The sequence below is a fragment of the Thauera phenolivorans genome, assembly GCF_001696715.1.
Taxonomy (GTDB): Bacteria; Pseudomonadota; Gammaproteobacteria; order Burkholderiales; family Rhodocyclaceae; genus Thauera; species Thauera phenolivorans.
Map to the genome: position 1 here is coordinate 294,157 of NZ_MBFM01000004.1, position 24,174 is coordinate 318,330.

Sequence of the window (24,174 nt, forward strand, 5' to 3'; positions counted from 1 at the left end):
AACGCGAGGCGGCGGGTCGCTTCACGCGACCGGAGGGTCGGAGCTCTTGTCGATTCTGCCGCCTCGGCTTCGGTGTCCTGCCTTCGGTGTCGTCGGTCGACGACCCGTCGAGCCGCAGCGCCACCGCGGGGACGGTGGCGCTGCGGCTCGTCCTGAAGCATAGCAAACTCGATGCCAGACGTTGTCTGGACGCAAGGACTTCGTTCGCACCACGGCGCAGCACGGGACGATCCGCCCATGCCGTGCCGCTTGCGCAGCTTGAGGGCACTCGAACCGGTGGCGGAAGGCGACATTCGAACGGCGCCCGGACGTCCGGAAACCGGACGCTCGCCGGACGCAGACGTTCGAAATCCGGACGACCTAGACACCCACCGTCACCGACTCCCTGCAGGCGCGAATCGCATCGATCGCCGCCGGATCCTCGAGCGAGCTGAGGTCGCCGAGCGGCTCACCGAGATAGGCCGCACGCACCAGGCGGCGCAGGATCTTGCCGTTGCGCGTGCGCGGCAGCGCGGCCGCCCGATGCACCCTGGATGGCGCCAGCGGTTTGCCGAGGCAGGCGGCGAGGTGGTGGCGCAGCGCCCGCTCGCTTTCCGCCCAGGCGTCGGCCGACGGCGTGCCCGACGCCGTGGTCACGAAGCAGACTGCCGTCTCGCCCTTCACCGCGTCGGGCACGCCGATCGCCACCGCTTCCCTGACCAGCGGGTGACCGACCAGGGCCGATTCGTACTCGGCCGGACCGACGCGCTTGCCTGCGACCTTGAGCGTGTCGTCGCTGCGACCCTGGATGAACCAGTGGCCGTCGTCGTCGAGCCGGGCCCAGTCTCCATGCACCCAGACGCCCGGCAGGCGCGACCAGTAGGCGTCCAGGTAGCGCGCCTCGTCCTGCCAGAAGCCGGCCGCCATGCCCGGCCACGGCGCACGCAGTACGAGCTCACCCACCTCTGCCGCGGCGCTCACCGCAGGCGCCCCCGCAGCGTGCAGGCTCTGCCCACCCGCGTCGACCACGTCGGCCACCATGCCGGGGATCGGCCCGGCGAAACCACACGGCTTCTGCGGCAGGCCCGGGAAGCAGGCGAGGATGCCGCCGCCGATCTCGGTGCCACCCGAGTAATTGATGATCGGCCGGCGGCCTTCGCCGACGCGCTCGAACAGCCAGCGCCAGGGCGCCTCGTTCCACGGCTCGCCGGTGGAGCCGAACACGCGCAGGCTGGCGAGCGCCCCGGGGCCAGGCAGGGCCGCCTCGCCCTCGGCCATCAGCAGCCGGGCCAGCGTTGGCGCCAGGCCGAGGTGGGTCAGGCGATGCCGCTCGATGAGCTGCCACAGGCGGTCCGGCCGCGGATGGTCGGGCGTGCCCTCGAACAGCATCAGGCTCGCGCCGCGCAGCAGCCCGCCGAACACCAGCCATGGCCCCATCATCCAGCCCATGTCGGTGATCCAGCCGATGCGGTCGCCCGCCTTCACGTCGAAGGCCATCAGCATGTCCTGGGCGGCCTTCAGGGTGAAGCCGCCATGAGTATGAACCACGCCCTTCGGCCGCCCGGTGGTGCCAGAGGTGTACAGGATCATCAGCGGCACATCGGCGGCGTGGGGCGCGGCGCCCGCCTGCGGCGCGCTGGCGTCGATCAGGTCGCGGTAGCCGGTCTCGCGCCAGCGCCGCGAGCCGGACAGCGCCGGGCGCGCATCCCCCGGGCGGGCGACGACCACCAGGTCGGCGAGCGCGGGGCTGGTCTCGGCGGCCCGGCGCGCCTCGATCAGCATGTCGAGCCGCCGCCCGCGCCGCAGGCAGGCGTCGGCGCACACCAGCACCTTGGCGCCGCTGTCGCGCAGCCGGGTCGCCACCGCGTCCGCCCCGTAGCCGGAGAACATCGGCACGGCGATCGCGCCGAGGCGGGCACAGGCCAGCAGCACGATTGCCGCCTCGGGCACCATCGGCAGATAGATCGCGACGCGGTCGCCGCGCGCGACGCCGAGGCTGGCAAGGCCCGCCGCCAGGCGCCGCGCCTCGTCGTCGAGTTCCGCGTAGCCGTGCTGGCGCACGCTGCCGTCATCGCCCTCCCACAGCAATGCGGGGCGATCCGGGTCCTCGCGCGCGATGCGGCCGACGAGGTTGTCGTGCAGGTCGAGTTCGCCGCCGACGAACCAGTGCGCCCATGCCGGCCCGTCGCTCAGGTCGAGTACGCGTTCGTAGGGCCGCGTCCAGCGCAGGCCGAGCGTCTCCGCCACTTCGGCCCAGAAGCGCGCCGGCGCGGTCGCGGCACCGGCATGCAGCCCGGCGAGGTCGACATAGCCGTAGCGCCGGATGAAACACGCAAGCCCGGTATCCTCGAAGCGGATGCCGCTGCCAATACAGGTTTCCATGCTGTCCCCTTCCTCCCGGTCGAGTGCGGCACGGCGCACGCTCGCGCCCGCCGTGCCGCCGCACTGGCCTCAGTCGGCGCGTTCCGGCACCGGCAGGCCGACCCATTCTTCGTAGAAGGCCCCGATGTCCGGCTCGAAGTCGTGGATCACCGGATACCAGGGGGTGGGCGCCTCCACGTCGTGCATCGTGCCGCAGGTCGGGCAGTAGTACTCGCGATAGACCTGCCAGCTGGTGTCGGGCGCCATCAGCTTCGGGTACACCTCGGTCATCGCCTCCTCGGTGTCGCGCACGTACACGACGGCGTTGAGCTTCCAGTTCTCGCGATAGTCGCCGAACTCGTGGCCGCAGTCGCATTTGGTGACCCACTGCTTCGTCTTCGCCGACTGCGCGATGTAAAGGTGCGGGCCGAGCGGCAGCACGATGCGATCGGGCCAGCTCACCTTCTTCTGCAGGGTCTCGACGTACAGCGCGAAGCGCTCGTTGTCCTTCGGCATCGACAGCATGCGCATCGTGGTTTCCCAGTCGAGGCGGCCCTCGACCAGCTTGCTGACCTGTTCCTTGGTGTAGGTCGTCATGATTCGTCTCCTCTCGATCTTCAGGCCGCCGCCCGGCGGGCGGCGGCGTTCGTCTTCATGGCGCGGTGCGCCGGCTCATTCCTCGACCAGCACCACGGTGCGCACGTCGGGCATCTTCGACAGGTCCATGCGGTACTTCGAACCGTAGGACGGCACGCCGAGCTCCTCCTCGAGCACGTTCCATTCCTCGGGCAGCTCCCAGAACGCCTTGAACTCGGCGAGGAACTTGGGCGACAGGCCGAAGCTGGTGGCGAACATGTGCTGCACCGCCGGACCGGCATGCTTGGTGAGGATCCGTTCGCGCTCCTCCTTCATCCAGTCGCGGGTCGGCACCGCGCGCGCCAGCCGCTCCTTGCGCACCTGGGCGCGACGCGCCGCGGTCTTCTCCGCATCCACGCTCCACACCCCCTTGGCATCCTGTTCGATGACCGCCCCATAGACCTTGCGGGCGTACTCCGGCAGCAACCAGGCGTTGTTGAGGTCGCGCGCGATCGCCGCCGGCTCGCGGTCGAGCGGATCGCCGAAGCCGGGGCCGCCGCGCAGGTAGTTGAGGTAGAGGTCGTAGTTCTCGTAGCAGTCCTCGGTAGTCATGCACTGGTGGTCGCGCTTGACCACCGCGCCGGCGTCGATGTGGCGCTCGTAGTCGGGCTCGTCCGGGTTCAGGTCGGCACCCAGCGGCAGGCTGTCGCCGATCACGATGCGCTGCTCGAGCCCGGTCTTGTGCGCCTCGAAGCGATAGCCGGTGGCCGATGGGTAGCCGCCCATCAGGCCCCAGTCGCTGTTCATGTAGCCGTTGCCCATGAAGAACATCGTCCAGTCCTGGGCCTTCCACACCATGCGCAGGGTCTCGAAGCCGCAGCCGCCGCGGAACTTGCCGTAGCCGCCGGAGTTCGCCTTGGCGTTGCGCCCGAGGTAGAGGAGCGGCTCGGCCATCTCCCAGATCTCGATGTCGCCCATGTCGCCTTCGGGGTTCCAGATCGCCGCGGCGTGGTTGAGGCCGTCCTTGATCGCGCCCGCGCCGGTGCCGCACGACGAGGCCTCGAAGGAGTTCACCGCGTGGATCTCGCCGTCCTGGTTGATGCCGCCGCCCTGCAGCCAGTTGGAGGTGTTGGCGTTGCCCGCGTTGACCTCCTCCAGGTAACCGCGGCTGAAATAGGCCTGCGACAGGCCGCGCCACATCGCGCTCCAGCCCGAGACGAGGAAGTGCCAGGCATAGGCGTGGCCGGTGCGGCGGTCGTCCGGGTTCATCCAGGTGCCCTTGGGCAGGCGGAACTCGGTGCCGTAGTAGGCGCCGTCGTTGATGCGCTGGGTCGGCACCAGGGTCTGGGTCATCATCACCCACAGCCCGCTGGTGAAAGCCACCTGGTGGGCGTTGTAGCTGTGCCAGCCCCAGCGGCTTGCGCCCTCGAAGTCCAGCCGCCAGCTGCCGTCCCTGCGGATCTCCATCTCCACCGGCGAGTGCATGATGGTGTCGAGCTTGGCGAAGGCGTTCGAGGTCTGCACGTCCGGGTGGGCATAGGGCACGTCGACGAAGGCGACCTTGCGGTACTTGCCGGGCAGGGTCATCGCCTTCAGCCGGCTCAGCAGCCCGCGGCGGCCTTCCTCGATGACCTCGAAGGCGAATTTCTCGTAGGCCTCCAGGCCCTCGTCCTCGATGACCTCCTCGATCAGGTCGCGGATCATGTGGCAGCCGGCGATGCGGGTCTTCTCGTCGAGGATCCAGTACTTCGGCGTGCGCACCGAGCGCTGGCTCTCGTGCAGCCAGTCCTTCAGCGGCTGGTCGTTCACCCCGGTCTTGCGGCAGGTGATCATGTAGCCGTCGCCGAAGCGCTGGGTCTGCCCGGTCGACATCGAGCCCGGCGTGACCGCGCCGGTGTCGATGACGTGGGTGACGCCGCCGACCCAGCCGACCAGCTTGCCGTGGGCGAAGATGGGCACGATGGTGGCGATGTCGCAGGGATGGACGTTGCCGATCGAGCAGTCGTTGTTGGTGAACATGTCCCCGGGGTTGATGCCGGGGTTGCTCTCCCAGTCGTTCTCGATCATGTACTTGATCGCCGCGCCCATCGTGCCGACGTGAATGATGATGCCGGTCGAGGTCAGCACGCAGTCACCCGCGGCGTTGTACAGGGTGAAGCAGAGTTCGCCTTCCTGCTCGACGATCGGGCTGGCGGCGATCTTCTTCGCCGTTTCACGCGCATGGACCAGGCCGCCGCGCAGCTTGGAGAACATCTTCTCGTAGCGGATCGGATCCGACTCGCGCAGCTCCAGCCGGGCGAGTCCGTTGTAGTGGCCGCCGCTCTCCTTCGTGCGCTGCAGGATGCCGTCGCGGAACTGCTTCAGGGTCTGGCCGTTGCCGAGCAGGTTGGCAAAGCCGACTTCCTTGTCGCTCATCATGTTCATGACTGTGTCCTCACTTCACTTCGCGGAGATGGAAAAGGCGGTGCTTGTCGAGCCGGGTCTCGAAGCCGTCGGGCACGACGAAGGTGGTGGCATCGGACTCGATGATCGCGGGGCCGGCGACGCGGTTGCCCGGCTTGAGCGACTCCATCTTCCACAGCACCGCATCCACCCATTTGCGGTTGCGATAGAACGGCCGGGTGCCCAGCCTGGCCTCCTCCGGCGGGGTCTCGCCCATCTCCGGGTCCTCGGGCAGCACCGGCTTCTGCGTCATCACCAGGCCGCGCATGATCGCGCCGGTGACGGAGAAGCCCAGTTCGGGCGAACGCGCCGAGCTGGCATACACGCGGGAGTAGGTGTTCTCGTAGGCCTCGACGATCTGGTCCCAGTCCGCTGCGGTGGCGGCGGAGGCGATCGGGGAGGTGATCTCGAGGTCGTTGAGCTGACCCATGTACTGCATCCGGAAGCCGGGGCGCAGGATCACGTCCTCCGGCTTGAAGCCGTTGATGACGAACTCGTCGATCACCTTCGCGGCCAGTTCGGCCCAGGCACCCTGGATGGTCTGGCAGGCGGCTTCCTTGGCGTCGTCGGCGGCGAACTGGGGCACCGCGATGTCCACGCTCTTGTCGTAGCGGTACTCGAAGTCGGCGCAGGCGCAACCGAATGCGGAGAAGCCTGCCGCCCACGCCGGTACGATGACGTCCTTGAAGCCCGCGCCCTCGGTGTAGCCATAGGTGTGCACCGGGCCCGCGCCGCCGTAGGAGAAGCAGACGAAGTCGGCCGGGTTGTAGCCCTTGGCGCTGATGTTGGCCCGCAGGTAGTCGCGCAGCTGGAGGTCGAGCAGCTCGATGACGCCGGCGGCGGCATCCTCCACCGAGAGGCCGAGCGGGTCGGCGATCTGCGCCTTGATGTGCTGGCGCGCGCGCTCGACGTCGAGCTTGATCGCGCCGCCGAGGAAGTTCTCCGGATTGAGGTAGCCGAGCACCACGTGGCAGTCCGACACCGACACGGTGTCGAGCCCGCTCTCCGGCCAGCAGGTGCCGACGCGATAGCCGGCGCTGTCCGGACCGAGCTTGATGCCACCGCTGTAGGGGTCGATGCGCACGAAGCTGCCGGCGCCCGCGCCCACCGAGTCCATCGCCACCAGCGGCAGCGACAGCACCAGGCGGGCCATGTCGGGATCGGAGGCGATCGCGAAGTTGCCCTTGGTGATCAGTGCCATGTCGAAGGAGGTGCCGCCGATGTCGGAGCAGGCGATGTTCTCGTAGCCGAGCGCCTCGCCGAGCAGCCGCGAGCCGATGACGCCGCCGATCGGGCCGGAGACGATGGTGCGCGCGAGCTCCTTCGCCTTCCATGAGATCGTGCCGCCATGGGTCGCCATCACCCGCAGGTCGAACTTCGCGCCGTGCTTGCGGAAGCGCTCGCTGACCTTCTGCAGGGTCTGGCGCGAGGGCTCGGCGGCGTAGGCCTCGAGCACCGTGGTGTTGGTGCGGTGGCTTTCCTTGCGCGAGGGGTAGTAATCGACCGAGGCGAACACCGGGATGTCCACGCCCAGCTTCACCAGCTCCTCGCGGCAGACGTCGCGCGCCCGCTTCTCGTTGCTTTCGTTCTTGTGCGACTGCAGCAGACAGATCGCGATCGCCTGCGCGCCCGCCTCGACCAGCTCGCGGGTGGCCTGGCGAACCTCGTGCTCGCGCAACGGGATCACGACCTCGCCCTGCACGTCGGTGCGTTCGGTGACGCCGCGGGTGCGCGACAGCGGCACCAGCGGCTCGTCGTAGCGGTGGGTGTTGAGGTGGATACGGTCCTCGAGCGCATAACCGAGGTAGCTCTGGACCGCGCGCCCCATGGAATGGACCTGCTCGAAGCCCTTGTTGCAGATCAGGCCCACGTCGAGGCCCTTGCGCTGCACCACCCGGTTCAGCATCGCGGTGCCCGAATAGACGCAGGTGACCAGCTCGGGATAGACCTCGTCGACACCCCGCCCCCAGTGGGCGAGCGCGTCCTCCGAGGAGTTGAAGATGGCGAGCGATTCGTCCGCCGGATTGCTCTGCGCCTTGCCGACGACGAAGCGGCCGTCGCCACGCACGAAGAAGGTATCGGTCATCGTGCCGCCGGCATCGATGCCCATCACCTGTACCCGCGATGCGGTCTGGACTTCCATGGTTTCTGTCTCCGTTGCTTCTGGTTGGATGAGGTGCCGTGTGCCCGGCCCCGCAATGCCTTACGCAAGCCGCGTACCAGTTTTTCCAGCGTGCAGCGCAGCACGAACCGAGACCCTGAAGACCGGGGCAGATCGAGCATCGGATGCGGCAGCGCACCAGAAACGGAGGCGTTCCGGCGATGACCGGAAACGGGATGGACGTCCGGAAATCGAACGTTCGGTGACGGACGGCATGAAACCCGCCCGCAGAAAGCACGGAAGCCCGCCCGGATCGCTCCGGACGGGCTTCTCGGTGGGGACGGCGGGGGCGTTGCGCCCCCGGCGGCCGTATCAGTTCGCCGCTTCGGCGATGAAGATTTCCACGCGGCGGTTCTGCGCGCGACCGCTGGCCGAGCCGTTGTCCGCCACCGGCTCGCGCGAGCCGCGGCCGTCGATGCCGATGCGGCTGGAGGCGACGCCGCGCGAGACCAGGTAGTCGCGGGTGGCAGCGGCGCGGTTGATCGACAGCGGGTTGTTGATCGCGTCGCTGCCGGTGCTGTCGGTGTGGCCGATGATGGCGATCGTCGTCACCGGGTGCTGGTTCAGGGTGTTGGCCAGGTTGTCGAGCACCGGGCGCATGTTCGGCTTGATGTCGTAGCGACCGGTATCGAAGGAGACGTCGCTGGGGATGTCGACCTTCAGCCGGTTGTCGGCGGTCTGGCTGACGCCGATGCCGGTCCCCGCGGTGGCCTGCTCGACCGCCGCCTTCTGTTCCTGCATGCGCTTGGACCACAGGTAGCCGCCGGCCGCGCCGATCGCCGCGCCCACCGCCGCGCCGGTGCCGGTGCTCTTGGCCTTGTCGCCGCCCGCGGTGGCGCGCCCGATGATCGCGCCGGTGACCGCGCCGATGCCCGCGCCGACGCCGGTGTCACGCTGGGTTTCGGTCATGCCGCCGGCACAGCCGGTGAGGACGACGGTGAATGCGCTGAGGGAAAGAATAGTTTTTTTCATTGGGACACCTCCTGATTGAATTCGGGCCGCTCGATTATCCCGGCGCTGCGGGTCGCGCCGGGATTCCAGTGTGCAACAAAGCATGACATGCGAACAACCGCGCAGACCGGGTCAAGCTCGTAGGGCGTTGAATGCGGCATAGCCGGCCCAGGTCATCAGTACCGAGCCGGCGACATGGGCGAGCACATGCAGGGCGAACCCGCCCCAGGCCGCGCGCTGCAGGAGATGGAAGGACTCGGCGGAGAAGGTGGAAAAGGTGGTCAGGCCGCCGAGCAGGCCGGTGGTGAGCGCGAGCTTGAGGGCTGGCGACAGCGTCGGCACCGCCTGCACCAACGCGAGCGCGACGCCCATCAGGAAGCCGCCGGCGAGGTTGGCCACGAGCGTGCCGAGCGGCAGGACCACGGTCGTCGGGTTCAGCCACAGGCCGAGGCCCCAGCGCAACCAGGCGCCGCAGGCGGCACCTGCCCCCACCGCGGCGAAGGCTGCCAGGTTCATCGCGCACCTGCCGTCGCCGGCGCGGGGGCGGACCCACTCGCGCCCGACGTCGCCCGCTCGGCTGCAGGCCCGCTTTCACGCGGTTCGACCGGCGCATCCGGCTCGCCGCCGACGAGATGCAGGGTGCGCGTCGGGAAGGCGATCTGGCCGCCGTGACGCTCGACGATGTCGGCGATCTGCAGCATCACGTCCTGCTTGATCTCGTGGAAGCGCACCCATGCAGTGGTGCGGGTGAAGGCGTAGACCATGATGTCGAGCGAGGATGGGCCGAACTGGTTGAGATTGACGATGATGGTCTGGTTGTGGTCGATCTCCTCGTGACCGCGCAGCATCGACTGGATGTCGTCCACGATTGCCGCGACCCGGCCGACGTCGTCGTAGCGCACGCCCACCACTTCGTTGATGCGGCGGTTGGTCATGCGCGAGGGGTTCTCCACCGTGATCTGGGTAAACACCGCATTCGGCACGTAGAGCGGGCGCTTGTCGAAAGTACGGATGCGGGTCAGCCGCCAGCCGATCTCCTCCACCGTGCCCTCGATCTCCTTGTCCGGCGAGCGGATCCAGTCACCGACCGTGAACGGGCGATCGAGATAGACCATCAGCCCGCCGAAGAAGTTGGCCAGCAGGTCCTTGGCCGCGAAGCCGACCGCGATACCGCCGATACCGCCGAAGGCGAGCACGCCGGAGATCGAGAAGCCGAGGCTTTGCAGGGCGACCAGCACCGCGGTGATGATCACCGACACCCGCAGCAGCTTGCCGACCGCATCCACCGTGGTGCGGTCGATCGACTCGCCGCGCGCGAGCCGGCGGGAGACGATGCCCTCCTGCACCTTGCCGATGAAGCGCACCAGGAACCAGGCCAGGCAGCCGATCACGCCGATCGTGCGCACCGGGTCGACCGCTTCGAACACGGTGGCGCCGGTCTCCGCGTGCAACACGCGAGCGGCGAAGGCGATGCCGACGATCCAGGCGAGCACGGTGAGCGGCTTGCGCGCCGCCGACACCAGGGCGAAGCCCCACGGCGTCGTCGCATGGCGGGTGCGCTCCTCCAGCCGCGCCAGCAGCCGGCGGAGGAAGAAGTTGGCCACCACCACCGCGAACACGATCACGAAGATCTGCAGGATGAGCACCGTCCTTTCATCGCCGCCGCTGACGCGGGCGATCACGTTTTCGAGGGCTTCGAGCTTGAGTTCTTCTTCCATCGGGATCCTTTGTCCGGGGTTCTCGGGCGCGTCATTCTAACCGTCCGCCCCGCGCGGGCCGAGCCGCGGGACCGATCGGCTACAATGTCCGCCATCGAGCAACCCGGCCCGAAGTGCCCTCCTCCCGGAACCCGCAAGCCCCATGAAACCCAGCAAGAACCCCGCCGCCGACACCCCGCCCGCGCCCTCGAACTTCATCCGCAGCATCATCGACGAGGATAATCGCACGGGCAAATGGGGCGCCCGCGTCGAGACGCGCTTTCCGCCCGAGCCCAACGGCTACCTGCACTACGGCCACGCCAAGTCGATCTGCCTGAACTTCGGGCTGGCCGAGGCCTACGGCGGCGTCTGTCACATGCGCTTCGACGACACCAACCCTGAGAAGGAAGAGCAGGAATACGTCGACGCGATCCTCGAGGCGGTGCGCTGGCTCGGCTACGACTGGGGCGAACACCTGTACTTCGCCTCGGACTATTTCGATCGCATGCACGATTGCGCGCTGAGCCTGATCGAGGCCGGCAAGGCCTACGTCGATTCGCAGTCGGCCGAGGAGATGCGCGCCAGCCGCGGCACGCTCACCGAGCCGGGCAGGAACAGCCCCTACCGCGATCGCGGCGTCGAGGAAAACCTCGACCTGTTCGCGCGCATGCGCGCCGGCGAATTCGCCGAGGGCACGCACATCCTGCGCGCCAGGATCGACATGGCGAGCCCCAACATCAACCTGCGTGACCCGGCGATCTACCGCATCCGCCACGCCACCCACCACCGCACGGGCGACAAGTGGTGCATCTACCCGATGTACACCTTCGCCCACCCGATCGAGGACGCGATCGAGAACATCACCCACTCGGTGTGCACGCTCGAGTTCGAGGACCAGCGCCCCTTCTACGACTGGCTGCTCGACGCGCTCGCCACCGAGGGCCAGTTTCCGCGCCCTCTGCCGCAGCAGATCGAGTTCGCCCGCCTGAACCTCACCTACGTGGTGCTGTCCAAGCGCAAGCTGATCCAGCTCGTCAATGAGGGCCACGTCGCCGGCTGGGACGACCCCCGCCTGCCGACCCTGGCCGGCGCCCGTCGCCGCGGCTTCACCCCGGCGGGTTTCCGCCGCTTCGCGGAACAGATCGGGGTCTCGAAGGCCGACTCCTGGATCGACATGGGCGTGCTCGAGGAATGCATGCGCGACGACCTCAACGACGCCGCCGAGCGTCGCGTCGCGGTGCTCGACCCCCTGAAGCTCGTGCTCACCAACTACCCCGAGGGCCAGTCGGAGCTGTGCCAGGCACCCAATCACCCGCTCAAGCCGGAGCTCGGCAAGCGCGACATGCCGTTCAGCCGCGCGCTGTGGATCGAGCGCGAGGACTTCATGGAAGCGCCGGCGAAGGGCTTTCACCGCCTCTATCCGGGCAACATGGTGCGGCTGCGCTACGGCTACGTGGTGAAGTGCATCGGCTGCGAGAAGGATGCCGACGGCAAGATCACCACCGTGTTCGCCGAATACATGCCCGACTCCAGGTCGGGCACCCCGGGCGCCGACAACTACAAGGTGAAGGGCAACCTGCACTGGGTGTCGGCCGCGCATGGCTTCGAGGCGGAGGTCCGCCTCTACGACCGCCTGTTCGCCCACCCCCACCCCGGCCAGCGCCGCGAGGGGGACGCGCCCGACGCCGAGCGCGATTTCCTCGACGACATCAACCCCGCGTCGATGCGCGTGATCCGCGCCTGGCTCGAGCCGGCGCTGCAGGGCGTGGCGCCGGAAGCCCGCTTCCAGTTCGAGCGCCACGGCTACTTCGTCGCCGACCGCGTGGATTCGAAGCCCGGCGCGCCGGTGTTCAACCGCACGGTCACGTTGAAGGACTCGTGGGCCAAGGGCGGGAAGTGAGCCCCTCGAGCCGGAGCCAGGGGCATGCCAGCTAGAGGCGGCGCAGGAACGCGCGCGCTCACTCCCGGTAGCAGCGGTGACTGCCGTGTCCCCGCCGAATTCGCGGCGCTCACCGCGCGTGCCGCGCACCGCACCGACGTCCCCCGTCGCGGCGGCGAGCGTCGCGTCGTCGCCTCCCGCGCCCACGCGTGACCGCCGTCGGCCATGAAGACCTTCCGCCGCCTGCTCCTCCTCGTCACCGTGATCGCCCTCCTCGGTGCGGCAGGCTGGTGGTTCAGCCGGCCGCAAGCGATCCCGGTCATCCTGCATGAGGTCGCGCGCGGCACCGTGGAGGCGACGCTCGCCAACACCCGCGCCGGCGAGGTCGAGGCCTGCCAGCGCACCCGGCTGGCCACTATCGTCGGCGGCCGCATCGACTACCTCGGGGTGCGCGAGGGCGACCGGGTCGAGGCCGGCCAGGTGCTGATGCGGCTGTGGCATGGCGACCTCGAGGCCCGCCTCACGGTCCACCGCGCCCAGGTGCTGGCAAGCCAGCGCCGCGCGCAGGAGGCCTGCACCCTGGCCGCCAACGCTGAACGCGAAGCCGCGCGCCAGGCGCAGCTGGTGCGGCGCGGCTTCGTCTCCGCCAGCGCCGAGGAGCTCGCCCGCGCCGAGGCGCGCGCCCGCCGCGCCGGCTGCGAGGGCGCGCGCGCCGAGGTCGCCACCGCCGAGGCCCAGCTGCAGGCGACCGAAACCGAGCGCGAGCGCACGGTGCTGATCGCCCCCTTCGCCGGCACGGTGGCGAAGATCACCGGCGAGCTCGGGGAGATCTCCATCCCTTCCCCGCCCGGTGTGCCGACGCCGCCGGCGATCGATCTCATCGACGACAGCTGCCTCTACGTCAGCGCGCCGATGGACGAGATCGACGCCCCCAGGATCGCGCCCGGCCAGCCGGTACGGATCACCGTCGAGGCCCTGCCCGACAAGGTCTTCGAGGGGCGCGTGCGGCGCGTCGCGCCCTACATCACGGCGGTCGAGAAGCAGGCGCGCACGGTGGAGGTCGAGGTCGATTTCGCCGACCCGGCGGAGGCGAAAGGCCTGCTGGTGGGCTACAGCGCCGACGTCGAGATCGTGCTCGCGGTGCGCGAGGACGTGTTGCGCGTCCCCACCGCCGCGCTGCGCGAGGGCGACCGGGTGCTGGTCGAGGATGGCAGCGTGCTGCACGAACGCACGCTCGCCACCGGCATCGCCAACTGGGAGTTCACCGAGGTGATCGAGGGACTCGCCGCCGGCGAGCGGGTGGTGCTGTCGCTCGAGCGCGAGGGCGTGCGCGCGGACGCGCGCGTGGTCGCCGAGTCGCCCGCGCGCTGAGCGGCCGGAGCGGGCGACGATGGCGCAGATCGAACTCGAGCACATCGAACGCATCTTCCGCCTCGGCGACAGCGAAGTGCACGCGCTGCGCGATGTGAGCCTGCGCATCGAGGCGGGAGAGTACCTCGCGGTGATGGGCCCCTCCGGCTCGGGCAAGTCCACCCTGCTCAACCTGCTCGGCCTGCTCGACCGTCCCAACGCCGGCCACTACCGGCTCGAGGGCCGCGACGTCACCACGCTGTCGGCCGACGAGCAGGCCAGGGTGCGCAGCGCGCGCATCGGCTTCGTGTTCCAGAGCTTCCACCTCGTGCCGCGCCTCAGCGCGGCGGAGAACATCGGCCTGCCGCTGATGCTCGCCGGGGTCGCCCCCGCCGAACGCGCGCAGCGGGTGGCGCAGGCGCTCGCCGACTTCGGCCTCGAGCAGCGTGCCGGCCACCGCCCCGAGGAGCTCTCCGGCGGCCAGCGCCAGCGCGTGGCGATCGCGCGCGCCACCATCATGCGTCCGGCGATGCTGCTCGCCGACGAGCCCACCGGCAACCTCGACCGCAGCACCGGCCAGGAGGTCACCGCCCTGCTCGAGGCGCTCAACGCCGGCGGCACCACCCTGATCGTCGTCACCCACGACCCCGTCATGGGCGCGCGCGCCCGGCGCCGGGTGCTGATGGAGGACGGCGCGATCCGCCGCGACGAGGCGGTGGCGCCGGCTGCGCCTTGAGCCCCGCCGACACCCTGCGCTTCGCCGCCGCTGCGGCGCTCGGCAACCGCCTGCGCAGCGCGCTGATGGTGCTCGCGATGTCGATCGGCGTGGCCGCGGTGGTGGTGCTCACCGCGCTCGGCGACGGCGCCCGCCGCTATGTGGTCGGCGAGTTCGCCGCGCTCGGCGCCAGCCTGGTGATCGTGCTGCCCGGCCGCACCGAGACCGGCGGGGTGAATCCGGGCAGCTTCATCACCAGCACACCGCGCGACCTCACCGTCGATGACGCCGCCGCCCTGCTGCGCGCGCCCTCGGTCAACCGGGTGGCGCCGCTCGCGGTGGGCAATGCCGAGCTCTCGTCCGGCGGCCGGGTGCGCGAGGCGATGGTGGTCGGCACCAGCGCGGATTATCTGGACCTGCGCAAGATGGCGCTATCGGCCGGGCGCTTCCTGCCGCGCGAGGACTTCTCGCGCGCCTCCGGGCTCGCGGTGATCGGCGAGACCCTGCGCGCCGAGTTCTTCGGCAACGGTCCGGCGGTCGGGCGCAGCATCCGCGCCGGAGACCGCCGCCTGCGGGTGATCGGCGTGCTCGCGCCGGCCGGCCAGGGCCTGGGCATGAACAGCGACGAGATGCTGATCGTGCCGGTCGCTACCGCGCAGGCGATGTTCGACACCAACACCCTGTTCCGCATCATGGTCGAGGCGCGCGGCCGCGAGGCGCTCGGCGCCGCCCAGCGCGAAATGGAAACCATCCTGCGCGCCCGCCATGACGGCGAGCTCGACGTCACCCTGATCAGCCAGGATGCGGTGCTCGGCACCTTCGACCGCATCCTCGGCGCCCTGACCCTGGGCGTCGCCGGCATCGCCGCGATCAGCCTGGCGGTGGCCGGCATCCTGGTGATGAACGTGATGCTGGTGGCGGTGACCCAGCGCACCGCCGAGATTGGCCTGCTGATGGCGCTCGGCGCCAGCGGCCGGCTGATCCGCACCGCCTTCCTCGTCGAGGCGGCGCTGCTGTCGATCGCGGGCGCGGCGGTCGGCTTCCTGCTCGGCCACGCCGGCGCATGGGCGATCCGGCTCGCCTACCCGGTGCTGCCGGCCTGGCCACCGGCCTGGGCGGTGGCCGCGGCGGTCGGCACCGCGCTCGTCACCGGGCTGGGCTTCGGGGTGATGCCGGCGCGCCGGGCGGCGCGGCTCGATCCGGTGCAGGCGCTGGCGAGGCGCTGAACGCGATGCGCTGGCAGGACTTCCTCGGCCTCTCGCTGCGCGCGCTCACCGCGCACCGGCTGCGCAGCTTCCTCACCCTGCTCGGCATCGGCGTCGGCATCGCCGCGGTGATCCTGCTGACCTCGATCGGCGAGGGCCTGCACCAGTTCGTGCTGAAGGAGTTCGGCCAGTTCGGCACCAACGTGATCAGCATCACCCCGGGGCGCCAGGGCACGCGCGGCGGCCCGCCCGGCCTGCCGTCGACTGCGCGCGAGCTCACCCTGGCCGACGCCGAGGCGCTCGCCCGCGTGCCCTGGGTGCGCAAGGTGAGCGGCTCGGTCAGCGGCAACGCCGAGGTGCGTGCCAGGGGCAGGGTACGGCGCACGATGGTGCTCGGGGTGGGCGCCGACATGCAGGAGGTCTACTCGATGCGGGTGCGGGTCGGGCGCTTCCTGCCGCCGGACGACCCGGCCAGCGCGCGCGCCTTCGTGGTGCTCGGCGCCAAGCTGAAGCAGGAGCTGTTCGGCGCCGCCAGCCCGCTCGGCGAGCGGCTCGAGATCGGCGGCGAGCGCTACCGGGTGATCGGCATCATGGAGGAGAAGGGCCAATTCCTCGGCTTCGACCTCGACGACACCGCCTACATCCCGGTCGGCCGCGCGCTCGGCCTGTACCAGCGCGACGGGCTGATGGAGATCAACCTGACTTATGATCCGACGGTCGCTGCCGACAAGGTCGCCGAGGCGGTGCGCCAGGCGCTCGCCGCGCGCCACGGCCGCGAGGACTTCACCCTGATCACGCAGGCGGACATGCTGGCGACGCTGTCCAATATTCTCGGCATCCTCACCGCCGCGGTCGGCGCGCTCGGCGGCATCTCGTTGCTGGTCGGCGGGGTCGGCATCGTCACCATCATGACCATCGCGGTCACCGAACGCACCAACGAGATCGGCCTGCTGGTCGCGCTCGGCGCGCGCCGGCGCACCATCCTGCTGCTCTTCCTCGGCGAGGCGGTGGCGCTGGCGGCGATCGGCGGCGCGCTCGGCCTCGCCGCCGGCGCCGGCATCGCCCAGCTCGCCGGACTGCTGGTGCCGGCGCTGCCGGTGGCCACCCCGTGGCGCTTCGTGCTTGCCGCCGAAGCGCTCGCGCTGGCGATCGGCCTCGCCGCCGGCGTGCTGCCTGCGCGCCGCGCGGCGCGCATGAATGCGGTCGACGCCTTGCGCGCTGAATAAGGAGCTGAAACCGGGGGGCGACGCCGAAAACGTTGCATTCGAAAACGTTGCGTCGACGCAAACATTGACCTGGGTCAACAAGAAGCGCTTTCGGCCAGCAAACTTACTTATTACAGGCTAAATTAGGTTCAAAGAAACAGGAAGTAAGTCACGAGAATAAGGAATTATTAGTAGTAAGAAGAGGAGGCTGAAATGTGCTTTTTTGACTCTCCGATAGGGCGTTGCGAAGTTGCGCGGGAAATGGTGCTGCTCGACCAGACCCAGCATGAATGCGCGCACGAACATGGCTGTCCGCCCGGTCAGGTCTGTCCGTTCGACAGCTGCTTCTGTGAAATGAGCGGCGTCTCCGCCGAACATCTGAGCGAACTCGCCGCGGCCAAGGCTGCTGAATTCGCCGCGCTGCGCAAGGCAGGTGGCAAGCAAGCCGAACCGGTCGCGCAGTCCGAACGCAAGAACCTAGCGCTGGCCGCATGACGCGAACCATGCCGGCATCCAGGCCAAGGGGGCAGTGAAGCGAAGTCTTCCTGCCCTCTTCTCTTTTCCGACCCCCATCCCTTCGACCCCGTGGTTTCGCGGCCTCCGCCCCCGCCGACCGCACCACCCTCCCTGACACCCATGAGACTGGCTCAGGAACCCTGCAAGGCCGGCACGGTCATGTTCCCATAAGCAAGAACGCCACGATCCGCCCGCCTCGGCGAGATCGACATCCGGGGGGGACCAGCTAGATGCAGACGGCAGAAGGGAAGTCGTGTTCGCGAGCATAGGCCTGATCGCGCTCGCGATGCTGGTTGCACCGGCGTTCGCGCAACGCATGTCCGCGCGCGCCGCCTGGTTGCTCGCCCTCGCGCCGCTGGCTGCCTTCACCTTCTTTCTGAGCCAGTTGCCCGAGATCGCGGGCGGCGGCGTGCTCACCGAAAGCTTCTCCTGGGTGCCCGCGCTCGGCGTGGCGCTCGCCTTCCGGCTCGACGGCCTGTCGATGCTGTTCGCGCTGCTCATCACCGGCATCGGCGCGCTGATCGTGCTGTACTCGGGCGCCTACCTTCACGGCCATCCCCACCTCGGCCGCTTCTACGCCTATCTGCTCGGCTTCATGGCATCGATGCTCGGCCTGGTGCTGGCCGACGATCTGATCGCGATGTTCGTGTTCTGGGAGCTGACCAGCGTCAGCTCCTTCCTGCTGATCGCCTTCGAGCACGACAAGGCCGTCTCGCGCCGCGCCGCCCTGCAGGCGCTGCTGATCACCGGCGGCGGCGGCCTCGCACTCCTCGCTGGCCTGATCCTGGTCGGCGTGGCGGGCGGCAGCTGGCAGTTCTCCGGCCTGTCGGCGCAGGCCCTCGCCGCGCATGCGGCCTATCCGGCGATCCTCGCGCTGGTGCTGATCGGCGCCTTCACCAAATCGGCGCAGCTGCCCTTCCACCTGTGGCTGCCGAACGCGATGGCGGCACCCACGCCGGTGTCGGCCTATCTGCATTCGGCGACCATGGTGAAGGCGGGCGTGTACCTCCTCGCGCGGCTCAACCCGGCGCTCGGCGGCTCGACCAGCTGGAGCGCGATCCTGATTACCGTCGGCGCCGCCACCGCGCTGGTCGGCGCGGTACTGGCGATCCGCCAGACCGACCTCAAGCGCGTGCTCGCCTATACCACGGTGACCGTGCTCGGCCAGCTCACCATGCTGCTCGGCACCAACACCCACTACGGGCTGCAGGCCTTCGCCATCTACCTGGTGGCGCACGCCTTCTACAAGGCGGCACTGTTCATGGCGGTCGGCTCGGTCGACCACGCTGCCGGCACCCGCCAGGTGACGCGCCTCGGCGGCCTGTGGCGCTACATGCCGCTGACCGGTTTCGCCGTCGCGCTGGCGGCGTTCTCGAACGCCGGGCTGCCCCCCTTCTTCGGCTTCATCGCCAAGGAGTTCAAGTACGCCGGGCTGATCGAGCTCGGCGTCGCGGGCTGGCTCACGATCGGGATGATGATCCTCAGCAACGCCCTGCTGCTGGCCGCCGCCGGGGTGGTCTTCGTGCGCACTTTCCTCGGCAGGGAAGGCAACTATCCGCAGCGGCCGAACGAGGTCGGCCTGCCGATGTGGCTCGGGCCGATCCTGCTCGCACTCGGCGGCCTCGTCTTCGGTGCCTTCAATAACCTCGCCGAGGTGTGGCTGATCGACGCCGCGGTGCAGGCGGTGTCGCGCACTGCGGTCCCGGTCGAGCTCTATCTGTGGGACGGCTTCACCCTCGCACTGCTGGCGAGCGCACTGACCGTCGCGCTCGGCGTGCTGTTCTACCTGCAGCGCACCCGCCTGCGACGACGCCTTTCGCTGTGGCGCGCGCTGTGGCGGGTCAGCGGCGACATGATCTGGGACCGCCTGCTCAAACGCGTGTTCGTTTTCGCCGGCCGCGTCGCCGACCGCTTCCAGCACGGCTCGCTGCGTCAGCATGTGAGTACGCTCGTGCTCGCAATCACCGGTTTCGCGCTGATCGGCCTGCTCGCCTCCGCGGACCAGGATCTCGTCTGGCCGCAGCGCACCAGCCCGCTCAATCCCGCCGCGCTGATCGGCTGCGTGGTCGCGGTCGCAGGTGCCGCGGTGGCGGCGGTGACCCCCGGCCGCGTCGCCCTGGTCGCCACCCTCGGCACGAGCGGCCTGGGCATCGCGCTGTTCTTCCTCGCCTCGCGCGCCCCCGATGTGGCGATCACCCAGCTGATGGTCGAGACGCTCACCGTGCTGTTCCTCGCCCTCGTCCTGCGACGATTGCCGCCGGCACGCACGGTCGGCTCGCGCAAGCCGGCGGCGAAGCGCTTCCACGCCCTGGTCGCGCTGCTGATCGGCGTGACGGTGAGCGCGATGATGCTGATCACGGTGAGCCAGCCGCTGCCCGGCGACCTCGCGCGCTGGTACCTCGACAACAGCCTGCCGGCCGGTCATGGCGCCAACGTGGTGAACGTGATCCTGGTCGACTTCCGCGCCCTCGACACGCTCGGCGAGATCCTCGTGGTCGCCCTCGCCGGACTCGCTGCCGCGCGCCTGCTCGGCAGCGGCAAGCCTGGCCGGGCCGCTGCCGCGGGCAGCCCCGAGTTCGACTCGGTGCTGCTGCGCCAGGGCATGGGGCCACTGTCGGCGCTGCTCGCGCTGATCTCGCTGATGCTGCTGTGGCGCGGTCACAACCTGCCGGGCGGCGGTTTCATCGGGGCCCTCGTCGCCGCCTGCGCAGCGATGCTGCTGGCGCTCGCGTTCGGCGTCGAGCGCGCGCGCAGGGTGATGCGGGTGCCGCCGGCGATCGTGCTCGCGATCGGCCTGGCGACCGCCGCCGGCGCCGGCGTGATCGGCCTGCTGCAGGGCGGGGACTTCCTCACCGGCGCCTGGATCGCCCCCGGCGGTCTCAAGCTGGGCACCCCGCTGCTGTTCGATCTCGGGGTATTCCTCACCGTGCTCGGCGCGGTGCTGCACATGCTGTTCCGACTGATGGAACGGGAGGCCTGAGGGTGGAAATCGTCGCCTCGATCACCGTCGGCCTGCTCGTTGCGATCGGCGTGTGGATGCTGCTCGATCGCAGCCTGGTGCGCGTCGTGCTCGGCATCGTCGTGCTCGGCAACGGCATCAACCTCGCGGTGTTCAGCGTTGGCCGGCTCGCCGGCGAGGCCGCGGCCTTCGTCACCGCGGCGGGCGCGCCGGCGGCGGCGGCCAACCCTCTGCCGCAGGCCCTGGTGCTGACCGCGATCGTGATCGGCTTCGCGCTCTTCGTGTTCGCGCTCGCCGTGCTCAAGCGCAGCTGGGAACTGCACGCCAACATCGAGACCGACCGCATCACCGCGGTCGCCGAGGAGCCCGCCCCCGATCTGCCGCCACCGGATGGCAGCGCGGCGTGGAGGGATCGCCCATGAATGCGCTGATCGTCGCACCCCTGCTGATCCCGCTCGCCGCCCTCGTGCTGTGCCTGCTCGCGCGCCGGTGGCCGCGCGCGGTCGCCGGCCTGAGCCTGCTTGGCGCGCTCGGCCTCGCCGCCGCCGGGCTGGCGCTGGTCGGCCTCGCCGCCGAGGGCCGCATCATTGCAGCCCAGGCCGGCGGCTGGGCTGCGCCCTACGGCATCAGCCTGGTGGTCGACCGCCTGTCGGCGGCGATGGTCGCGATCACCGGCATCATCGGCAGCGCGACCGTGCTGGTGGCGATGGCGCGCGACGAGGACCCGGCGCGCGGCCGCGACTTCCACCCCCTGATGCACGGTCTGCTGGTGGGTGTGTGCGGCGCCTTCATTACCGGCGACGTGTTCAACCTCTACGTCTGGTTCGAGGTCCTGCTGGTCGGCTCCTTCGGCCTGCTCATGCTCGGCGGCGGCCGACGCCGGCTGGCGGGCACGGTCGATTACCTGGTGCTGAACCTGGTGGCGACGATCATGTTCCTGCTCGCGGCGGCGATGCTCTACGGCGCCAGCGGCAGCCTCAACATGGCCCTGCTCGCGCAGCAGTTCGCCGCCGGCGAGGTGCCGGTCACCGCGCATGCGGCGGTGGTGCTGATGCTCACCGCGTTCTCGATCAAGGCCGCGCTGTTCCCGGTGTTCGGCTGGCTGCCAGCCTCCTACCACGTCGCCTGGACGCCGGTGTCGGCCCTGTTCGCCGGGCTGCTGACCAAGGTCGGCGTGTACGCGCTGATCCGCATCGTCACCCTGTTCTGGCCGGATGCGGGCCTCGCCCACGAGGTGCTCCTGTGGGTGGCGTGCGCGACCATGCTGATCGGGGTGCTCGGCGCCGCGGCCCAGATGGAAGTAAGGCGGATCCTGTCCTTTCACATCGTGAGCCAGGTGGGCTACATGATCCTGGGGCTCGCCCTGGCCACCCCACTGGCGCTCGCCGGCGCGGTGTTCTACCTCATCCACCACATCGTGGTGAAGGCCAATCTGTTCTTCATCGGCGGCATCGCCGCCCGGCTGACGGGTTCGGAGCGGCTGCCTGCGATGGGCGGCCTGTACGCCCGCGCGCCGGGGCTGGCGATCCTGTTCGCGATCCCGGCGCTCTCGCTCGCCGGCATCCCGCCGCTGTCCGGGTTCTGGGCGAAGTTCGTGCTGGTGAAGGCGAGCCTGGATGCGAGCGCCTGGATGGCCGCCACGGTGGCGCTGGTGACCGGCCTGTTCACCCTGCTGTCGATGAGCAAGATCTGGAACGAGGCCTTCCTCAAGCCACACCCGGCCGGCGAGGCGGGCGAGCGCAGCGACGTCGGCCTCGCGCCCGCGCTGTGGGCGACGGGCGCGCTCGCCGCGATGACCTTGGCGATCGGCCTCGGCGCCGGACCGGTGATGGACTATGCGATGGCCGCCGCCGAACAGCTCGCCGCCCCCGCCGGCTACATCGCGGCGGTGCTCGAGGCGGGGGGGCGCCGCTGACATGCTCGGCATACATATCCTGCTCGCGGTCGGGCTGGCCGCCTTCGCGGACAGCCTCAGCCCGCTCGGCGTCGTCGCTGCCTTCGTCGTGAGTCATCTCGCCCTGCGCCTCGCCGCCCCACTGCTCGGCGTCCGCCGCTACCTGCGCCAGCTCGAGCTCGGTGCCGCTTTCGCCGCGTGGTTCGTCGTGGCGATATTCAGGGCGAGCATCCACGTCGCCGGCATCGTGTTCGGCCGCGCAGTGCGTCCCCGCCCGGCGATCGTGAAGCTGAAGCTGCTCCGCGCCGACGACCGCATCGCCACCCTGCTCGGCTGTCTGCTGACCCTGACCCCCGGTACCGTGGCCATCGACTACTTGCCCGAAGCCGGGCTGATGTACATCCACGCGCTCGACGCCGACGACGCCGGCGAGGTCGAGGCGGGGGTGCGCGAGATCGAGCGCCGCCTGCTGCGCTGGCTGGACGCCGGCGAATCGCCTCCGGAGGACAATCCGCATGATGAGTGAGATCGCCGGCGCCGCCTGGGTGTTGCCGCTCACCTTCGGCCTGCATGGCCTGAGCGCCCTGTTGGTCCTTATCCGCCTGGTGCGCGGGCCGCGTGCCCCCGACCGGGTGGTCGCGATCGACGCCCTGACGATGCTCGCAATCAGCGCGATCGCCCTGCTGGCGGTCGCCGCCGGCGAGCCGATGCTGCTCGACGTGGCGGTGGTGCTGGCACTGGTGTCCTTCCTCGGCACGGTCGCCTATACGCTGATGTTCCGCCGCCGCGGTCGCGGCACCGATGAAAGCGTGACCTGGAGAGACGAGCGCCCGGCAGCGCCCACAACCGCGGCACCCACCGCGGGGGAGGACGGCCGATGAACGCTGACTTTCTCGGCTGGCTGTCGGCGGCGCTGCTGCTGCTCGGCGGTGTCATCGGCCTCGTCGGTGCGATCGGGGTACTCCGCCTGCCCGACTGCTACACCCGCATGCATTCGGCGAGCAAGGCGGGCGCACTGGGTGCGGCGCTGGTGCTCGCCGGCGTCGCCGCCGCGAGCAGCGGTGGCTTCGCCCTCGCCGCACTGTTCGCCCTGGTGGTGCTGCTCGCCACCGCGCCGCTCGCAGCGCACGCGATGGCGCGCGCGGCACATCGCGCCGGCATCACGCCGGTCACCGGGCCGCTGGGGGATGCGCTGGCGGAGGACGGGGAGAAGGAGCGACCGCGCCCATAGCAACGGGAGAATGTTCCAACGGCAGTTGAGCGTCGGGTGCTGCGGCGGGGCTCCGTCTTGTTTTTTCGGTACGGAGCGTTTCAAGCCGCCGGGGCTGCGCGCGGTGTTCCAGCAGGGATGTTTTTAGCCCCACGAAACGCGATCGACGGCCGGCTCTGCGTCCCCCGAACCCCGCCCCAATCCGATGGTGTGTTGCGCAGGTGGCGCCCCCCGTATCACCCGAAACGCTCGTCCTCGCGCAGGAAGCGCCACTCGCCAATCGGCAGATCCGCAAGCCGGACGCGGCCGATGCGCACCCGCTTGAGCCCCACCACCTGCAGGCCCACCAACTCGCACATGCGGCGGATCTGGCGCTTGCGGCCCTCGCGCAGCACGAAGCGCAGCTGGTCGTCGTTGATCCACTCGACCTGCGCCGGGCGCAGCGGGCGGTCGTCCAGCCACAGGCCGTGCCGCAACAGCTCGAGTCCGTTTTCGGCGAGCGCGCCCTCGACCCGCACCAGGTATTCCTTGTCGATCTCCGACTCCTCGCCGATCAGCTGGCGGGCGACGCGGCCGTCCTGGGTCAGGACCAGCAGTCCGGTGGAGTCGATGTCGAGCCGGCCGGCGGGAGCGAGGTTCTTGAGATGGCTCGGGTGGAAGCGCTGCGCGCTGTCGCGGTCGAACTGATTGCCCGGTCCGATCAGGCTCACCGCCGGCTCGTAGCCGGGCTCGGGCTGGCCGGAAACGTAACCGACCGGCTTGTGCAACAGGATGGTGACGCGCTCACGCTGGGTGCGGCTGGCCTCGGGTGAAAGATCGATGCGTGCCGCCGGATCGATGCGCACGCCGAGCTCGGAGACGCGGCGACCATCGACGAAGACCCAGCCGCGCTCGATGTACTCGTCGGCCTCGCGGCGCGAGCAGATGCCGCGCTCGGCCATCACCTTCGACAGGCGCACACCTTCCTGCGGTCGTGCCGCCGCGGCGGACGGTCCGGTCTCGGTGCGCGGCGGGCGCGGGGCGGCGTCATGGTCCGCACCGCGCGTCCGCTCGCCCGGCTTCGCGTCGGGCTTC

The 24,174-nt window shown here is 69.9% G+C and carries 20 protein-coding genes; 12 read left to right on the plus strand and 8 right to left on the minus strand.

What is annotated here, in order from left to right; translation table 11 throughout:
* Positions 1–360 precede the first annotated feature (360 nt).
* The 7 genes from BB334_RS11300 to BB334_RS11330 form a co-directional block, all read right to left on the minus strand.
* Positions 361–2,361 carry an AMP-binding protein gene (locus BB334_RS11300; RefSeq protein WP_068808606.1) on the minus strand — a complete coding sequence of 667 codons (2,001 nt, stop codon included), beginning with the start codon at positions 2,359–2,361 and terminating at the stop codon, positions 361–363.
* A 69-nt stretch (positions 2,362–2,430) separates the two neighbouring features.
* Entirely contained in the window at positions 2,431–2,937 is a 507-nt protein-coding gene (locus BB334_RS11305; protein ID WP_068808607.1) for an acetone carboxylase subunit gamma, read from the minus strand.
* Positions 2,938–3,012: 75 nt separating this feature from the next.
* A complete protein-coding gene (locus tag BB334_RS11310) occupies positions 3,013–5,340 on the minus strand; it encodes a hydantoinase B/oxoprolinase family protein (protein WP_068808608.1) in 2,328 nt (775 codons plus the stop codon).
* A 10-nt stretch (positions 5,341–5,350) separates the two neighbouring features.
* Positions 5,351–7,501: a hydantoinase/oxoprolinase family protein gene (locus BB334_RS11315; RefSeq protein ID WP_068808609.1), complete on the minus strand. Its 2,151-nt coding sequence runs from the start codon at positions 7,499–7,501 to the stop codon at positions 5,351–5,353.
* A gap of 330 nt (positions 7,502–7,831) precedes the next feature.
* A complete protein-coding gene (locus BB334_RS11320) occupies positions 7,832–8,491 on the minus strand; it encodes an OmpA family protein (protein WP_068808610.1) in 660 nt (219 codons plus the stop codon).
* Between the two features lie 111 nt (positions 8,492–8,602).
* The gene (crcB, locus tag BB334_RS11325; RefSeq protein ID WP_068808611.1) at positions 8,603–8,986 is read right to left on the minus strand and encodes a fluoride efflux transporter CrcB; all 384 of its coding nucleotides are present in this window, start codon (positions 8,984–8,986) and stop codon (positions 8,603–8,605) included.
* Positions 8,983–10,188, minus strand: coding sequence for a mechanosensitive ion channel family protein (locus tag BB334_RS11330; protein ID WP_068808612.1), 1,206 nt, complete (start codon positions 10,186–10,188; stop codon positions 8,983–8,985). The genes crcB and BB334_RS11330 overlap by 4 nt, the downstream gene beginning before the upstream one ends.
* A gap of 142 nt (positions 10,189–10,330) precedes the next feature.
* Here BB334_RS11330 and BB334_RS11335 point away from each other — a divergent pair, with 142 nt between their 5' ends.
* The 12 genes from BB334_RS11335 (at position 10,331) to mnhG (ending at position 23,121) form a co-directional block, all read left to right on the plus strand.
* A complete protein-coding gene (locus BB334_RS11335) occupies positions 10,331–12,067 on the plus strand; it encodes a glutamine--tRNA ligase/YqeY domain fusion protein (RefSeq protein ID WP_068808613.1) in 1,737 nt (578 codons plus the stop codon).
* Positions 12,068–12,271: 204 nt separating this feature from the next.
* A complete protein-coding gene (locus tag BB334_RS11340; RefSeq protein ID WP_068808614.1) occupies positions 12,272–13,417 on the plus strand; it encodes an efflux RND transporter periplasmic adaptor subunit in 1,146 nt (381 codons plus the stop codon).
* 19 nt (positions 13,418–13,436) lie between these two features.
* Positions 13,437–14,132, plus strand: coding sequence for an ABC transporter ATP-binding protein (locus BB334_RS11345; RefSeq protein WP_068808615.1), 696 nt, complete (start codon positions 13,437–13,439; stop codon positions 14,130–14,132).
* On the plus strand, positions 14,129–15,337 hold the full coding sequence (locus BB334_RS11350; RefSeq protein ID WP_068808616.1) for an ABC transporter permease: 1,209 nt from the start codon (positions 14,129–14,131) through the stop codon (positions 15,335–15,337). The genes BB334_RS11345 and BB334_RS11350 overlap by 4 nt, the downstream gene beginning before the upstream one ends.
* Positions 15,338–15,342: 5 nt before the next feature.
* On the plus strand, positions 15,343–16,542 hold the full coding sequence (locus tag BB334_RS11355) for an ABC transporter permease (protein ID WP_068808617.1): 1,200 nt from the start codon (positions 15,343–15,345) through the stop codon (positions 16,540–16,542).
* 240 nt (positions 16,543–16,782) lie between these two features.
* The gene (locus tag BB334_RS11360; RefSeq protein WP_198531251.1) at positions 16,783–17,016 is read left to right on the plus strand and encodes a hypothetical protein; all 234 of its coding nucleotides are present in this window, start codon (positions 16,783–16,785) and stop codon (positions 17,014–17,016) included.
* A 274-nt stretch (positions 17,017–17,290) separates the two neighbouring features.
* Positions 17,291–20,017: a hydrogen gas-evolving membrane-bound hydrogenase subunit E gene (mbhE, locus tag BB334_RS11365; RefSeq protein ID WP_088179179.1), complete on the plus strand. Its 2,727-nt coding sequence runs from the start codon at positions 17,291–17,293 to the stop codon at positions 20,015–20,017.
* Positions 20,018–20,019: 2 nt separating this feature from the next.
* Positions 20,020–20,418, plus strand: coding sequence for a sodium:proton antiporter (locus BB334_RS11370; protein ID WP_068808619.1), 399 nt, complete (start codon positions 20,020–20,022; stop codon positions 20,416–20,418).
* Positions 20,415–21,911: a proton-conducting transporter transmembrane domain-containing protein gene (locus BB334_RS11375; RefSeq protein WP_068808620.1), complete on the plus strand. Its 1,497-nt coding sequence runs from the start codon at positions 20,415–20,417 to the stop codon at positions 21,909–21,911. Before BB334_RS11370 ends, BB334_RS11375 begins: the two co-directional genes overlap by 4 nt.
* A 1-nt stretch (position 21,912) precedes the next feature.
* The gene (locus tag BB334_RS11380) at positions 21,913–22,416 is read left to right on the plus strand and encodes a Na+/H+ antiporter subunit E (protein ID WP_068808621.1); all 504 of its coding nucleotides are present in this window, start codon (positions 21,913–21,915) and stop codon (positions 22,414–22,416) included.
* Positions 22,406–22,771, plus strand: a complete 366-nt coding sequence (locus BB334_RS11385) for a monovalent cation/H+ antiporter complex subunit F (protein ID WP_068808622.1) — start codon at positions 22,406–22,408, stop codon at positions 22,769–22,771. The genes BB334_RS11380 and BB334_RS11385 overlap by 11 nt, the downstream gene beginning before the upstream one ends.
* Positions 22,768–23,121, plus strand: coding sequence for a monovalent cation/H(+) antiporter subunit G (gene mnhG / locus BB334_RS11390; RefSeq protein WP_068808623.1), 354 nt, complete (start codon positions 22,768–22,770; stop codon positions 23,119–23,121). Before BB334_RS11385 ends, mnhG begins: the two co-directional genes overlap by 4 nt.
* 215 nt (positions 23,122–23,336) lie before the next feature.
* On the opposite strand, the gene BB334_RS11395 is transcribed toward mnhG, so the two are convergent.
* The coding region (locus tag BB334_RS11395) for a pseudouridine synthase (protein ID WP_232756719.1) at positions 23,337–24,174 on the minus strand (838 nt) is incomplete at its 5' end.

Bases quoted from the DNA above. Each gene is read 5' to 3' on its own strand.
- BB334_RS11310 (WP_068808608.1), bottom strand. From the start codon at position 5,340: ATGAACATGATGAGCGACAAGGAAGTCGGCTTTGCCAACCTGCTCGGC.
- BB334_RS11375 (WP_068808620.1), top strand. From the start codon at position 20,415: ATGAATGCGCTGATCGTCGCACCCCTGCTGATCCCGCTCGCCGCCCTC.
- BB334_RS11340 (WP_068808614.1), top strand. From the start codon at position 12,272: ATGAAGACCTTCCGCCGCCTGCTCCTCCTCGTCACCGTGATCGCCCTC.
- BB334_RS11320 (WP_068808610.1), bottom strand. From the start codon at position 8,491: ATGAAAAAAACTATTCTTTCCCTCAGCGCATTCACCGTCGTCCTCACC.
- BB334_RS11355 (WP_068808617.1), top strand. From the start codon at position 15,343: ATGCGCTGGCAGGACTTCCTCGGCCTCTCGCTGCGCGCGCTCACCGCG.
- BB334_RS11385 (WP_068808622.1), top strand. From the start codon at position 22,406: ATGATGAGTGAGATCGCCGGCGCCGCCTGGGTGTTGCCGCTCACCTTC.
- BB334_RS11335 (WP_068808613.1), top strand. From the start codon at position 10,331: ATGAAACCCAGCAAGAACCCCGCCGCCGACACCCCGCCCGCGCCCTCG.
- mnhG (WP_068808623.1), top strand. From the start codon at position 22,768: ATGAACGCTGACTTTCTCGGCTGGCTGTCGGCGGCGCTGCTGCTGCTC.
- BB334_RS11380 (WP_068808621.1), top strand. From the start codon at position 21,913: ATGCTCGGCATACATATCCTGCTCGCGGTCGGGCTGGCCGCCTTCGCG.
- BB334_RS11300 (WP_068808606.1), bottom strand. From the start codon at position 2,361: ATGGAAACCTGTATTGGCAGCGGCATCCGCTTCGAGGATACCGGGCTT.
- BB334_RS11330 (WP_068808612.1), bottom strand. From the start codon at position 10,188: ATGGAAGAAGAACTCAAGCTCGAAGCCCTCGAAAACGTGATCGCCCGC.
- BB334_RS11315 (WP_068808609.1), bottom strand. From the start codon at position 7,501: ATGGAAGTCCAGACCGCATCGCGGGTACAGGTGATGGGCATCGATGCC.
- BB334_RS11305 (WP_068808607.1), bottom strand. From the start codon at position 2,937: ATGACGACCTACACCAAGGAACAGGTCAGCAAGCTGGTCGAGGGCCGC.
- BB334_RS11360 (WP_198531251.1), top strand. From the start codon at position 16,783: ATGGTGCTGCTCGACCAGACCCAGCATGAATGCGCGCACGAACATGGC.
- crcB (WP_068808611.1), bottom strand. From the start codon at position 8,986: ATGAACCTGGCAGCCTTCGCCGCGGTGGGGGCAGGTGCCGCCTGCGGC.
- BB334_RS11345 (WP_068808615.1), top strand. From the start codon at position 13,437: ATGGCGCAGATCGAACTCGAGCACATCGAACGCATCTTCCGCCTCGGC.